12 protein-coding genes and 1 pseudogene are annotated in these 13,482 nt (G+C 55.1%); 7 read left to right on the forward strand and 6 right to left on the reverse strand.

Annotation, left to right across the window (positions count from 1 at the left end):
- The first annotated feature begins 229 nt into the window (after positions 1–229).
- The 4 genes from CIK92_RS07845 to typA all read left to right on the forward strand — a co-directional run bounded on the left by CIK92_RS07845 (position 230) and on the right by typA (position 6,301).
- The gene (locus CIK92_RS07845) at positions 230–1,483 is read left to right on the forward strand and encodes a DUF3575 domain-containing protein (protein ID WP_094388712.1); all 1,254 of its coding nucleotides are present in this window, start codon (positions 230–232) and stop codon (positions 1,481–1,483) included.
- Positions 1,480–2,550, forward strand: coding sequence for a DUF6562 domain-containing protein (locus tag CIK92_RS07850; protein ID WP_094388713.1), 1,071 nt, complete (start codon positions 1,480–1,482; stop codon positions 2,548–2,550). The genes CIK92_RS07845 and CIK92_RS07850 overlap by 4 nt, the downstream gene beginning before the upstream one ends.
- Positions 2,551–2,627: 77 nt before the next feature.
- Positions 2,628–4,277: a DUF6562 domain-containing protein gene (locus CIK92_RS07855; RefSeq protein ID WP_144289378.1), complete on the forward strand. Its 1,650-nt coding sequence runs from the start codon at positions 2,628–2,630 to the stop codon at positions 4,275–4,277.
- 221 nt (positions 4,278–4,498) lie between these two features.
- Positions 4,499–6,301 (forward strand): translational GTPase TypA, encoded by a 1,803-nt coding sequence (typA, locus tag CIK92_RS07860; RefSeq protein ID WP_022311669.1) that lies wholly within the window; start codon positions 4,499–4,501, stop codon positions 6,299–6,301.
- Between the two features lie 229 nt (positions 6,302–6,530).
- On the opposite strand, the gene rpsO is transcribed toward typA, so the two are convergent.
- The 6 genes and pseudogenes from rpsO to CIK92_RS07885 form a co-directional block, all read right to left on the reverse strand.
- A complete protein-coding gene (gene rpsO, locus CIK92_RS07865; protein ID WP_022311668.1) occupies positions 6,531–6,800 on the reverse strand; it encodes a 30S ribosomal protein S15 in 270 nt (89 codons plus the stop codon).
- 177 nt (positions 6,801–6,977) lie between these two features.
- Positions 6,978–7,094 (reverse strand): annotated as a pseudogene (locus CIK92_RS13415) (GntR family transcriptional regulator); the annotation flags it as partial.
- Positions 7,076–7,630 carry a hypothetical protein gene (locus tag CIK92_RS07870; protein ID WP_022311667.1) on the reverse strand — a complete coding sequence of 185 codons (555 nt, stop codon included), beginning with the start codon at positions 7,628–7,630 and terminating at the stop codon, positions 7,076–7,078. The gene CIK92_RS07870 and the pseudogene CIK92_RS13415, both read right to left, overlap by 19 nt.
- A gap of 7 nt (positions 7,631–7,637) precedes the next feature.
- Entirely contained in the window at positions 7,638–8,483 is an 846-nt protein-coding gene (locus tag CIK92_RS07875) for a S1 RNA-binding domain-containing protein (RefSeq protein WP_022311666.1), read from the reverse strand.
- Positions 8,455–9,159 carry an ABC transporter ATP-binding protein gene (locus tag CIK92_RS07880; RefSeq protein ID WP_094388715.1) on the reverse strand — a complete coding sequence of 235 codons (705 nt, stop codon included), beginning with the start codon at positions 9,157–9,159 and terminating at the stop codon, positions 8,455–8,457. Before CIK92_RS07880 ends, CIK92_RS07875 begins: the two co-directional genes overlap by 29 nt.
- A gap of 10 nt (positions 9,160–9,169) precedes the next feature.
- On the reverse strand, positions 9,170–11,299 hold the full coding sequence (locus CIK92_RS07885; RefSeq protein WP_022311664.1) for a cation:proton antiporter: 2,130 nt from the start codon (positions 11,297–11,299) through the stop codon (positions 9,170–9,172).
- A 144-nt stretch (positions 11,300–11,443) separates the two neighbouring features.
- On the opposite strand from CIK92_RS07885, the gene CIK92_RS07890 reads away from it, so the two are divergent.
- The 3 genes from CIK92_RS07890 to CIK92_RS07900 all read left to right on the forward strand — a co-directional run bounded on the left by CIK92_RS07890 (position 11,444) and on the right by CIK92_RS07900 (position 13,475).
- Positions 11,444–12,457 carry an aspartate-semialdehyde dehydrogenase gene (locus CIK92_RS07890; protein ID WP_094388716.1) on the forward strand — a complete coding sequence of 338 codons (1,014 nt, stop codon included), beginning with the start codon at positions 11,444–11,446 and terminating at the stop codon, positions 12,455–12,457.
- Positions 12,458–12,637: 180 nt separating this feature from the next.
- Complete coding sequence (locus tag CIK92_RS07895) at positions 12,638–13,174, forward strand: RNA polymerase sigma factor (RefSeq protein ID WP_158214758.1); 537 nt, start codon at positions 12,638–12,640, stop codon at positions 13,172–13,174.
- Complete coding sequence (locus CIK92_RS07900; RefSeq protein WP_022311661.1) at positions 13,158–13,475, forward strand: hypothetical protein; 318 nt, start codon at positions 13,158–13,160, stop codon at positions 13,473–13,475. Before CIK92_RS07895 ends, CIK92_RS07900 begins: the two co-directional genes overlap by 17 nt.
- Positions 13,476–13,482 lie beyond the last annotated feature (7 nt).

The following is a 13,482-nucleotide window of genomic DNA, read 5'->3' on the forward strand; positions in this document are numbered from 1 at the left end:
CGGAGTATATTCTTTTTTTCGTGGTAAAGTTAGTAAATATTTATGAATCAAGCATATACAAAGCTATTTTTCTAATGGCGGTCATTAGAAAATGACAAGAAACTTTTTCTAATGACCGATTTGGGTTAAATTTGCAGCGTACGATAGATACAAATCGACAATCCAATGCCATGCGTGTCAATTGTCTACAACTTGTATCCAAGGATTTGAACCGATAACTCTAACCGATATGAAACGACTGACTTACATCATCACGCTCATGCTAATCGTCTGGATGCCCGTCACAGAGTCCAGGTCGCAGAGTCATGTGGTCAACACCCATTTCAGCGTCTTCTTTCCCGTGGGCAAAACGGTGCTCGATACTGCCTATACCAGTAACGGCTGTAGTCTGTCGGCTATGCTCGACTATCTGTCAGCGGTGCGCCGCGACAGCAGTCTTTTGCTTTTGAATGTCCAGATTACGGGTATGGCGTCGCCCGAAGGCAGTTATGAGACCAATCGCCGTCTCGCCAACCGCCGTGCCCAGGCTCTGGCCTCATGGCTTCGTGCTCATACCGATACAGAGTTGCCCCTCGTGTTGGCAGACAATATGGGTGTGGGCTGGTCGTTGCTCGATACCCTCACCCTCGATAGCCCCAGGCTGTCGCCCTACACTGCGTCGATGGCGCATATCCTGTCGCTCGACTCTACCCAGGTCTCCTATCACCGCGGGTTGACGATAGACCGCCGCGTGCTGCTCCTGCGCCGCGCCCAGGGTGGCCGACTCTGGCCCATACTTATGCGTGATGTCTATCCCCAGATGCGTATGGCACGTGCCGAGGTCGACGTGGCACGCGTAGAGACACCTCCCACCATCGTATGTCCGGCTCCCGAACCCATGCCCGAGCCTGCGCCAGCCGCTCCCACGGTAGCACCATCCACGGCAGATACTGTGGCGACGACGGCAGAGACTCCCTGTCAGCGCCATATCATCCTCAAGACCAATGCCGTGGCTTGGGCGTTTCTCATCTCCAATATCGCCATTGAGATGGATGTCGCCCCTCATTGGTCGGTGGCTCTGCCCGTGAACTTCTCGGCATGGAACTATTTCAGCAACAGCCGCAAATACCGCACCTTCTCGCTCTATCCCGAGTGTCGCTATTGGCCCTCAGCCTGCAATACCGGCTTCTTTGTGGGAGCCCATCTCGGCATGGCTTACTACAATGTGGCTTTTGGCGGACGCTATCGCACCCAGGACCGTGGCGGTCATCGTCCGGCGCTCGGTGGTGGCGTGTCGGCAGGACTGCGACTCCCCGTCAGCCGCAACCGTCGTTGGCAGATGGAGCTCTCTGCCGGTGTTGGCGTCTATTCGCTCAACCACGACAAGTTCTACAACCAGCCCAACGGCCTCAAGGCATATACCGAGAACAAGACCTACACGGGTATAGACCAGGCTTCGCTGTCGCTCTGTTATGTGTTTGACTTCAAACGAGGGAGAAAATGATGATGCCAAACCAGTCCACTATACTCCGCCGCCTCTGCTGCCTGCATGCAAGGATGCTGCTGGCAGTGCTGCCGCTGCTCCTTGTGGGATGTGGAGTGCATGAGTTTCCCGACGTGCCCGACACGGCGAAGGTCAGTCTGCATCTGCGGTTTGATACCGATATGCCCCAGGTCTACTACACCCTCTCGCGCACTGGAGCCCCCGTCCAGGTTACCTCTGTCCGCACCCGTGGCACGATGAGATACATCATCCGTCTCTATCCTCAAGCCTCTGCGCCCCAGGCAATTCCCGTCCGCGAATACATCGTGCGGCGCGACGTCAGTCAGGGCTATGATGCCGATATAGACCTCGACGCCCCTGCCGGCAGCTATCGCGTCATGGTGTGGGCCGACCTCTCTGATGATGATGCCGGCGTGGGTGGCTTCTACGATGCTTCCGATTTTTCCAGCATCAGAGTCCTCATGCCCTATCAGGGCAGCACTGACTACCGCGATGCGTTCAGAGGTGAGGCCGAGGCTGTCGTCGCCACCAGCACCAGTGAGCAGGCGCCCGTCGGAGTCACCGTGCAGATGACCCGCCCGCTCGCCAAGTTTGAGTTTGTGGCCAATGATGTGCGCCTCTTTATCGAGCAGCAGTCGGCAGCCATAGCCGGCCATACGCCCGTCGACCCTTCTACGGGAGCCGCGACGCCTGCCGTAGACCTGGATATGTTCACCGTGCGCATCATCTACAACGGCTACGCACCCAACACCTATAATATATTTACCGACAAGCCCACCGACGCCATTATGGGAGTGGTCTGCGATGGCCGCGTGGAGCGCCTGTCTGCCGACGAAGCCTCGTTGGGGTTTGACTATGTGCTCGTCAACGGCCACGCCTCCGAGGTCACCGTGCAGTTGGGCATCTACGATCGCCAGGGTCGTCAGGTTTCGCTCTCCCGCGCCGTCAACGTGCCGCTCCAGCGCAGCCGCCATACCATCGTCAGAGGCGAGTTTCTCACCCAGACTGCCACGGGTGGCGTAAGCGTCAACCCCGGTTACGACGGCGAGTTCAATGTCTTCTACTGACATTCCCCTTACCATAGAACAACTAATTCACATTGTTTTATATATCAATTATCTTAATCATCTAAATTATTTACAAAATGAAAAAAGTAACTATCTTTGGAATGTTTGCCGCTCTGATGCTGGCAAACTCGTGTTCGGACGACAACAATGTCCCGCAGGCAGACAGCAGTCTTGCCCAGGTAACGTTCAAGGTAAGCGCCGATGGTGCCCTTACCCGTGCTATCAGTGACGGCACCACCGTCGATGAGCTTGTCTATCGTGTGTTTGACAAGAATGGCAACCCCATTGATGCACTGCCCCTCGTTAAAGTGTCTGCAACCGACCTCAGCTCCGGCCATACGGTAGCGCTCACCTTGGCAAAGGGCCAGACCTACAAGGTAGCCTTCTGGGCCCAGAAAGCCGGAACCACTGCTTACTCCGTGAATGACAACATGCAGGTTTCGGTCAACTACAGCGGCGCCAACAATGACGAGAGTCGCGACGCATTCTTCAATGCCGTTGAGATAACCGTCAATGGCGATGTCGCTCAGACCGTTGAACTCAAGCGCCCCTTCGCCCAACTCAATGTGGGTACTACTATAGCAGACTGGAATGCAGCTGTAGCTTCGGGCGCTACTTTCGACAAATCAAAGGTGACCGTGAAGCAGGCAGCCACTACGCTGAATGTACTTGACGGCAAGGTATCTGGCGCCGCCGATGTCAACTTTACCTATGCTACTAAGCCTGGCGAGTCCCTGAAGGTCGATGCCGATGGTGACGGCACCAAGGAGGATTACAAGTATCTCTCCATGAGCTACATTCTGCCCAACGACGCTACCGACGGTACCCAGAAGACCCTGGCTTCGGCTGAATTTACCTTCAAGACAGCCTCCGGCACCGAAATCGTAGTCAAGAACGGTCTGCAGAACCTGCCCCTCCAGCGCAATTACCGCACCAATATCGTGGGCAACATCCTCTCTGGTACTACCACATTCTCCGTAGTGGTCGACCCTGCTTTCTCCACTCCTGACCACAACACCACCTACCGCATGGTACATGCTTCGACCCAAGCCGAGATGACTGCTGCTGCCTCTCAGCCCAATACCGTTGTGAAGTTGGCTGCCGGCAACTCCTATACTCTCTCTACTGCACCTGCCGACGGCGTGGTATTCTCCAGCGACGATGCCGCTACGACCACAATCAGTATTCCCGCCGCTGTAACTGCCACGAATGTTGCGTTTGAGAATGTCACCGTAGCGTCGCCCAATGCCAACTACGTAGGTATCCAGCATGCTACCACGGTGAAGTACAAAGGCTGTGTGATTACCGGCCAGCCCTTCTCTTATGCAGCTGATGCTTCATATGAAGACTGTAAGTTTGAGCAGACCTCAAGCAGCAGTTACAACATCTGGACCTATGGTTCATCTAACATTACCTTTACCCGCTGCGCCTTCAGCTGCGCCGGCAAGAGTGTGCTCATCTACAACGAAGGTGCCATAACAGGCCAGACAGCCACATTCCAGGACTGCACCTTTAACGCCTCGGCTCCCGCTACAGGCAAGGCTGCCATAGAGATTGACAGCTCTCTTCTCACAGGCGTAGGCACTTCCTACAAGGTGGTTATCAACAACTGCACAGCTACCGGATTCGACAACGGCTCTGTCAGCGGCAACTCGCTGTGGAACGAGAAGAGGGGTACCAAGGCTACCGTCATCGTCGACGGTGTTACCGTGAAGAGTGCTTCATAGACTGATATAATCCCCAGACCTTAGGGTCTCCACTCTGCGACGGGCTGCCAACTGCGAGAGCGTGCTGGCAGCCCGTATTCTATAGCAATTCATTCCTTGTAATACTCAGTACATTAGTAAATTATCATAAATTACCGCGAGTCATGTCAAAAAACTCAACAAGTATGTCTTTTTGTCCGATAGTTTCAGTAACTTTGCATCCGAATTTAAGGTAACATTTGATGCAAGACATTAGGAATATTGCAGTGATTGCACACGTCGACCACGGAAAAACTACGCTGGTCGACAAGATGATGCTCGCCGGAAAACTCTTCCGTGAGGGCCAGGATAATAGTGGTGAGGTGTTGGATGCTAACGATTTGGAACGTGAGCGCGGTATCACCATCCTCTCCAAAAACGTTTCTATCAACTGGAAAGGTGTTAAGATAAATATCCTCGACACCCCGGGTCACTCCGACTTCGGTGGCGAGGTAGAGCGTGTGCTCAATATGGCCGACGGCTGTCTGCTGCTCGTCGACGCCTTTGAGGGCCCTATGCCCCAGACCCGATTTGTGCTGCAGAAGGCGCTGCAGTTGGGCTTGAAGCCCATCGTGGTGGTCAACAAGGTAGACAAACCCAACTGCCGTCCCGAGCAGGTCTATGAGATGGTGTTCGACCTTATGTGCGACCTCAACGCCACCGAAGACCAGCTCGATTTCCCTGTCGTCTATGGTTCTGCCAAGAACGGCTGGATGTCGGCAGACTGGACCAAGCCTACCGACAATATCGAATATCTGCTCGACGAGATACTCGAGAAGATTCCTGCTCCACGCCAGTTGGACGGAACGCCCCAGATGCTTATCACTTCGCTCGACTATAGCAGCTACACGGGTCGTATCGCCGTGGGCCGCGTGCACCGTGGCGTGCTGCGCGATGGTATGAACATCACTATCTGTCACCGCGACGGCAGCAAGGAGAAGACCAAGATTAAGGAGCTGCATACCTTTGAGGGTATGGGTCACAAGAAGACCGACGAGGTTTGCTCTGGCGACATCTGTGCCGTTATCGGTCTCGAGCGTTTCGAGATTGGCGACACCATCGCCGACTTCGAGAACCCCGAGCCTCTGCCACCCATCGCCATCGACGAGCCTACGATGAGTATGCTCTTCACCATCAACGATAGTCCTTTCTTCGGCCGTGAGGGCAAGTTCTGCACCTCGCGCCACATCAACGACCGACTGCAGAAGGAGCTGGAGAAGAACCTCGCGCTCCGCGTAGTTCCTGTCGAGGGCTGTACCGACCGTTGGATTGTCAGCGGCCGTGGTGTGCTCCACCTCTCTGTGCTCATCGAGACCATGCGCCGCGAGGGCTACGAGCTCCAGGTAGGTCAGCCACAGGTTATCTACAAGGAGATAGACGGCCAGAAGTGCGAGCCCATTGAGGAGCTCACCATCAATGTGCCCCAGGACTTCTCCAGCAAGATGATTGACATGGTTACTCGTCGCAAGGGCGAGCTCGTGGGTATGGATACCGAGGGCGACCGCGTCAATATACAGTTTGAGATACCCTCCCGCGGTATCATTGGTCTGCGTACCAATGTGCTCACCGCCTCTCAGGGCGAGGCCATCATGGCCCACCGTTATAAGGAGTATCAGCCGTTCAAGGGCGAGATTATTCGTCGTACCAATGGTTCGATGATAGCCCTCGAGACGGGTACCGCCTACGCCTATTCGATTGACAAGCTGCAGGACCGTGGCAAGTTCTTCATCGACCCGGGCGAGGAGGTATATGCCGGCGAGGTTGTGGGCGAGCACGTTCATGACAACGACCTGGTCATCAATGTCACCAAGGCCAAGCAACTCACCAACGTCCGCGCCAGCGGTAGCGACGAGAAGGCCCGTGTCATCCCCAAGGTGGTGATGAGTCTCGAGGAGTGTCTGGAGTATATCAAGGGCGACGAGTATGTCGAGGTGACACCCAAGAGCATGCGTATGCGCAAGGTGCTGCTCGACCATCTCGAGCGTAAGCGTGCCAACAAGGAGTAACTGCCTCACCATAGGCATCCTATAGACTGCGTCTGTCGCGGCTCTTGCCCGTCAGACTGCCGGCGGCGAGGCCATCCCGCCAGCTGCAATCCCAAGCTGTGTCAAGCTATCCTGTCGATAGCTTGGCACAGCTTCTTTTTGTGCCAGACAGAGGTACAACAAAAAAGGATGCCCATCCTTGCGGACGGGCATCCTTGTATGGGTCTTTCGACCAACCGTTGCGTTGCGATTACTTACGCAGACCGAGAGCCTTGATGATGGCGCGGTAGCGGTTGATGTCGATGCGATAGAGATAGTCGAGCAGCGCGCGACGCTTACCTACGAGCTGAGTCAGTGAGCGGGTGGTAACGAAGTCCTTGCGGTTCTGCTTTACGTGCTCAGTGAGGTGAGCGATACGATAGGTGAACAGAGCAATCTGGCTCTCGGCAGAACCAGTGTTCTTGGCGTCATTACCATACTGTGCGAAGATCTCTTCTTTCTTAGCTTTGTCTAAATACATGATTATAAGTTGATTAATTGTTGTGCTATTACATCCATCGGGCGCCTGCTGGCCTTAATCACAACCGGCCACGCCTTCGAATGCATCGGATTTTCCGAAATTGCGGTGCAAAGGTACTGCTTTTTGCGCTAACTGCCAAGCATTTTGCCGATTATTTTGTTTGCAGCTGCCACAATCTCAGTCTTTTTGCGCTACGAGTCTTATGCCTCCGTCCTCCATGACGATGAGTCTGCGTCGGTAGAGGTCGCCGATGGCCTTCTTATAGACCTTCTTGCTCACCTCGAAGCGCGCCTTGCCTTTCTATCTGTTATTCCTGTTGCTTGTTGGCGTTGTGCCCGTACTTTATAGACGCTATCTCTTGCCTTCTCAGTTGCCCACGACGGCTTGCGATTCATTTTTTGCTTATAGACAATATCTACTCGATGGCCGTTTCTCTTGATGCCTGTTATATAGTCGGGGCTGAGAAGGGGTTCGTATAACGTCCCGATGGGAAGAGACTGGTAGTAAACGGTGTCATTCTTATGTATAGTGATACCTTTACGCCTTATAAAGTCCTTCCATGCCATTGCTTTTACATCGGCAGGAAGTTTGAAAAGTATCATTGTCTTTACTCCCATTCTCTTGTATTTCTCTTCTACTTTCAGCCAGCCCATATAGGTTATCTCTGAAGAATGAAATAACGCATCACTTGTTAGATATCTCTTGCCGTCATGTGTCTCGATAGTGAAAAGGACAGAGTTGCTAACCCTCTGTTTCTCTCTGAAATCCCTTTGGGCATAGATATGACAGGTGAAGGTAGATAAAAGGATAAAGGACAATAGCTTCCTCATCTTGTTTTCATACTTTGTCTATCAGGCGTATGCCTCCGTTCTCCATGACGATGAGTCTGCGTCGGTAGAGGTCACCGATGGCCTTCTTATAGACCTTCTTGCTCACCTCGAAGCGTGCCTTTATCTCCTCGGCATCGCTCTTGTCGCCCAGTTCGCAGTATCCGTCGTGCTGTTGCAGCCAGTTGAGCAGCGTCTCCGAGAAGTCGAGTGTCTGCTGGCGGCCTGTGGGCTGCAGCGTGAGGTCTATCTTGCCGTCGGGGCGCACGCAGGCGATGTAAGCCTTCATGCGGTCGCCCGTCTGCACGTGCTTGAAGATTTGGTCGCGGTAGATGAGGCCGGCATACTGGTTGTCGATGATGACCTTGAAGCCCAGATCGGTCTTCTGCCATATCATGATGTCTACCTCGTCGCCGGCGTTGTATGTGGGCTTTTCCTTGTTGAGGTATTTCTCCACCTTCGCCGTAGCCATAATGCGGTAGCTCTCTTCGTCGATGGTCACATAGACGATGTACGACGAACCTATCTCCATGCGGCGTTTCTGTTCGCGGAAGGGGCAGAAGAGGTCTTTCATCAGGCCCCAGTTGAGGAAGGCGCCGTATTCGTTCACCCACGAGCACTCGAGGTAGGCAAAGTCGCCCGGCTTGGCCAGCGGGTGCTCGGTGGTAGCCACGAGGCGTTCGTCCTGGTCGAGGTACAGAAACACGTCGAGTTCGTCACCTATCTTATAATCTTTGGGTACATAGCGTTTGGGCAGCAGTATCTCGCCCTCATCGCCTCCGTCGAGGTAGAGTCCGAAGTCTACCTCTTTCACTATTTTCAGCAGGTTATATGCTCCCAGTTGTATCTTCTCCATTGTCTTCTTGATTTGGTGTTTCGGTGTGGATGATCATGCCGTCCTTCAGGTGGATGGTGCGGTCGGTGATGGCAGCCAGCTGTTCGTCGTGGGTCACGATGACAAAGGTCTGGCCCATCTTCTCGCGCAGGTCGAAGAAGAGCTGGTGCAACTCCTGCTTGTTCTTGCTGTCGAGCGAGCCGCTGGGTTCGTCAGCCAGTATCACGTCGGGGTCGTTGACGAGCGCTCTTGCCACGGCGATGCGCTGCTTTTCACCTCCTGAGAGTTGGGCGGGCTTGTGCTGTGCCCGCTCTTCGAGTCCCATAAACTGCAGCAGCTGCATGGCTTTCTCGCGAGCCTCGCTCTTGCCGGTTCCGGCGATGAGGGCGGGAATCATGATGTTTTCGATGGCGGTAAATTCGGGCAGAAGCTGATGGAACTGGAACACGAAACCGATATGACGGTTACGGAAATCGCTCAGCTTGTTCGACTTCAGCCGGCTTACCTCTACGCCGTCGATGCACACCTGTCCGCCATCGGGCTTGTCCAGTGTGCCTATTATCTGCAGCAGTGTGGTCTTGCCGGCACCGCTGGGGCCGACGATACTCAGTATCTCGCCCTTGTTGATGTGCAGGTCTATGCCCTTGAGCACCTGCAGCGAGCCGAAACTCTTGGTTATGCCTTTGATATCTATCATAGTGTCTGTCTTAGTTCTTGTGACGCCAGTGCTTGGCTATCCAGTTGTGTATCATGTCATAAGCGCTGTCTTCCTCCGTGTGCTGTGGCTGGGCGAAGGTCATCTCGTCCATGGTGCCTCCATACTGGTCGGGGAAGATTATCATCAGGTTGGTGCCGTTGAAGTAGTGCTCTATCTCGTAGGGCAGCTTCTCCTGCGCCGACTTGTACGACACCGTGCCCTTGCGGGCTGTCACCACCACAAACAGGTGGTCGTCGGCAATCGTCGTAGCCAGATGCGGCAACTGGTTCCAGTGGTTCATGCTTATGTATTCGGCCCTGAGCGCGGGGTGCTGGTTGCGCACCCATTCGGTAATCAGTGCCATGGTGTCTTCGCGGGCGTGGTAGGTGATGCGACATTCCAGGTTCTCTGCCATACGGGCCAGTCGTTCCATCCATCGATAGAATCCAGGCTCATACTGGGCCCTCGACGGCACAGCCACCTGTATGCGGCGCAGCGTGGAGAGCGGCTGGTTGAGGCGCGCCATGATAATCTGGCAGTTGAGTCCGTTGAAGAGACTCTGGTGGAAGTTTCCCCAGAACTTGTTGGACTTGTCGGCGTGCATGTGCATGCCTATGAGTATCTCCGAAGCCTGAAACTCCTTGAAGGCATGCTTGATGCCGTTGGCTATGTTGGCGGCTATGCGCACCTGAGTCTCCATCTGCACGTCTGCTGATGCGGCATGGCGCACCAGATGTTCCAGCAGCTTCTGCCCCTCTTCCTGGTTCTGCATCAGGTCGGCGTCGTCGTAGACCACGTTGAGGCCCACAATGGGCGTCTTCAGCTTGGGGTTGCGCATCATGAAGGCCATTGACATCAGCTGGTCGGCATACTCGGGATATTTCACCGGCACCAGTATCTTCTCGTTGTCCTTGCTGGGGTTCTTGGGTGCATACTCCTTGTCGCGGAACACTATCTGCTGCGCCGCCCTGTCGGTGACGATGGTCGAGATGACGCAGGTGAAGAGTATCATCAGCACCACACCGTTGAGCAGCGTGTCATCTATCATCGATACGCCTCCGGGCGAGGCCAGCTTCATGCCTGTCATCAGTATGGCTATGGCTCCGGCGGCATGTGCCGAGGTGAGACCAAACATCATGTTGCCCGATGTCCACGGCAGCCGCAGTGCCACCGATGAGATGTAGGCTGCCAGTGCCTTGCCCAGCGTGCCGAAGATGGTAATCACCGCTGCCACCCAGATGATTTGCCCTCCGGTGAAGAGCAGCCTCACGTTGATGAGCATGCCCACACCTATCAGGAAGTAGGGGATAAACAGGGCGTTGCCGATAAACTCGATGCGGTTCATCAGCGGCGACAGGCGGGGTATGTATCTGTTGAGTATCAGTCCGGCAAGGAATGCGCCGAGGATGCCTTCAAGCCCAGCCAACCCCGACAGCACGGCACTCATGAAGAGTATGGCGAGCACAAAGATAAACTGCATCACCGAGTCGCTGTACCGGCGCAGAAAGCAGCGCGTCAGCCTCGGTATCACCATACTCATAAACAGGCAGAGCGCCACGGTCTTGGCGGCAAACAGAGCCCAGAACCCTATGCCGCTGTCGCCCTGGTGTATGCCCACGATGGCTGCCAGCGCCATGAGCGCCATGAAGAGCGACAGCATCGACGACCCCACGCTCAGCGCCACACTCGGTTTGCGCTGCAGACCATAACGTCCCACGATGGGGTAGGCCACCAGCGTGTTTGAGGCCATCAGACAGCCCAGCAGCAGACAGGTCTGCACCGGATAACCCAGTATCCAGCGCGCAGCGCCACCCGTGAGCAGTGCCGGCAGGATAAAGGTGAGTATGCCGTAGATACCCATCTGACCCTTCGTACGCTTCACACCCTCCATATCCATCTCCAGGGCGGCGAGGAACATGATGTAGTACATGCCCACCTTGCCGAAGAGCTCGAAAGAGGCGTCGCGCGAGAGTATATTCAGGCCGTAGCTGCCTATCGCCATACCCGCCAGCACCATGCCGATGATGTGGGGAATACGCAACTTGCCCATGATGATTGGCGCAAAGAGGATGATGAGCAGCACGACAAAGAATATGATTGTCGGGTCGGTTATGGGGAAATATTGGGATAAATCGGGCATAGCTCTCTGTGACGTATAAATCTACTGCAAAGGTCCGAAAAAAATGTCACATTTGATGATAAAATCCCTAAAAATTAACTGATAAGTGCCCCAAATGTTGTAATTTTGCACACGATAACAGATAATCAATAAGAAATAAACAAAATGAAAGTAGCAATTGTGGGCGCGAGTGGCGCCGTTGGACAAGAGTTTCTTCGTATTCTCGCTGAGAGAGAGTTTCCCATCGATGAGCTGGTACTGTTTGGCTCCAAGCGCAGCGCAGGTACCAAATACGCTTTCAAAGGTAAAGAGTACGAAGTCCAGCTGCTCCAGCACAACGACGACTTCCGCGATATAGATATAGCCTTCGTTTCTGCCGGTGGCGGCACTTCCAAGGAGTTTGCCGAGACCATCACCAAGCACGGCGCGGTGATGATTGACAATTCCAGCGCCTTCCGCATGGACGAGGACGTGCCACTGGTAGTGCCCGAGGTCAATCCCGAGGACGCCCTCAACCGCCCCCGTGGCATCATTGCCAACCCCAACTGCACCACCATCATGATGGTCGTAGTGCTGCAGCCCATCGAGAAGCTCAGCCACATCCGCCGTGTCCATGTCTCTTCTTACCAGAGCGCCAGCGGTGCAGGTGCCGCAGCCATGGCCGAACTCGAGCAGCAGTACCGTGAGGTTCTCACCGAGGGCAAGGTAAAGACCATCAACAAGTTTCCCCATCAGCTGGCCTACAACGTCATTCCACAGATTGACGTGATGACCGACAACGACTATACCAAGGAGGAGATGAAGATGTATCATGAGACCCGTAAGATTATGCACAGCGACGTGCGCACCAGCGCCACCTGTGTGCGCGTCTCTTCGCTCCGCTCTCACTCCGAGTCTGTGTGGATAGAGACCGAGCGTCCGCTTACCGTCGACGAGGTGCGCTCTGCCATTGCTGCAGCTCCCGGTTGCACCCTTGAGGACGACCCCCAGCACTATGTTTATCCCATGCCGCTTGAGAGTGCGGGCAAGGACGATGTCTTCGTAGGCCGCGTGCGCCGCGACCTGGTCGACGACCATGGCATCACCCTCTGGCTTACCGGCGACCAGATACGCAAGGGCGCCGCGCTCAATGCCGTGCAGATAGCCGAGTATCTCGTCAAGGTGGGCAATGTGAAGTAAAGTCCCACGCTGATATACCATCGGGCCACCGCCAGCCATCCTGTAGAGAGCAGTAGGGCAGGCGGTGGCTTTTTCTTTGCCTCAGCCACGGGGGAGGTTAGGGCAGCGCCTCGTCAGAGAAAAAATATGGGCATGGGGTGTAATAATAGCGCCCCACCGTCGTCTTGTAAGAAAAAGACAATGAAAACAGAGATGACCGACAGACAACTGGTGACGCTCGTGCTGGGCGGCAAGACCCAGGCTTACAGCGATATCGTGAGCCGACATTCGGCCCTGGTCTTTGCCAAGGCCATGGGCGTGGTGCGATGTCGTGACCTGGCTGCCGAGATAGCCCAGCAGACCTTTGTGCGCGCCTATACCCGGCTTGCCGACTGGCATGGCGACGACTCCATCGCGCCGTGGCTCGCCATGATAGCCGTGCGCCTGTCGCTGACCTATCTCGACACCGCCCGCCGCCGTCGTGCCGGTCAGTTGGACCACGATGTGCCCTACGAAGACTATTCCCCCGAGCACGAACGCCGCCTGCAGCGCATGGAGCAGGCTGTCTCGCAGTTGGGCGAGCCCGACAGGAGCATCGTGCAGCTGCATTACTACCGCCACCAGACCACCGCCGAGATAGCCGCCAGGCTCAGTCTCACCCAGGCCAATGTGCTGGTGCGGCTCAACCGTATACGTCAACGATTAAAGAAACAACTGGAACATGGAGAAGATGAATGAACAAGAGTTTGACCGCCTCATCAGCGAGGCGGTAGAGCGGCAGATGCTGCTCTCGGATATCAACACCAGGGTGATGACCGAGGTAAGACGCTCGGCACGCCGCACCCTGCTGCGCCGTTGGGCGCGCGTGGTGGCTTTTGCCTTTGGCATGCCGCTGCTGGTCTTTGTCGTCGGCGTCTTGTCAGACAGCGTGGCTTCGGCGTCCACTCCCGTCGTCGCCGTGTCTATGGCAGTGGCGGCAGTGACTACCCTCGTGGCTGTCGTCCGCGTCATCTGCGATTTTTCTGTCACCAGAGTGTAATAATTTG

The sequence above is a fragment of the Prevotella sp. P4-67 genome (assembly GCF_002251325.1).
Taxonomy (GTDB): domain Bacteria; phylum Bacteroidota; class Bacteroidia; order Bacteroidales; family Bacteroidaceae; genus Prevotella.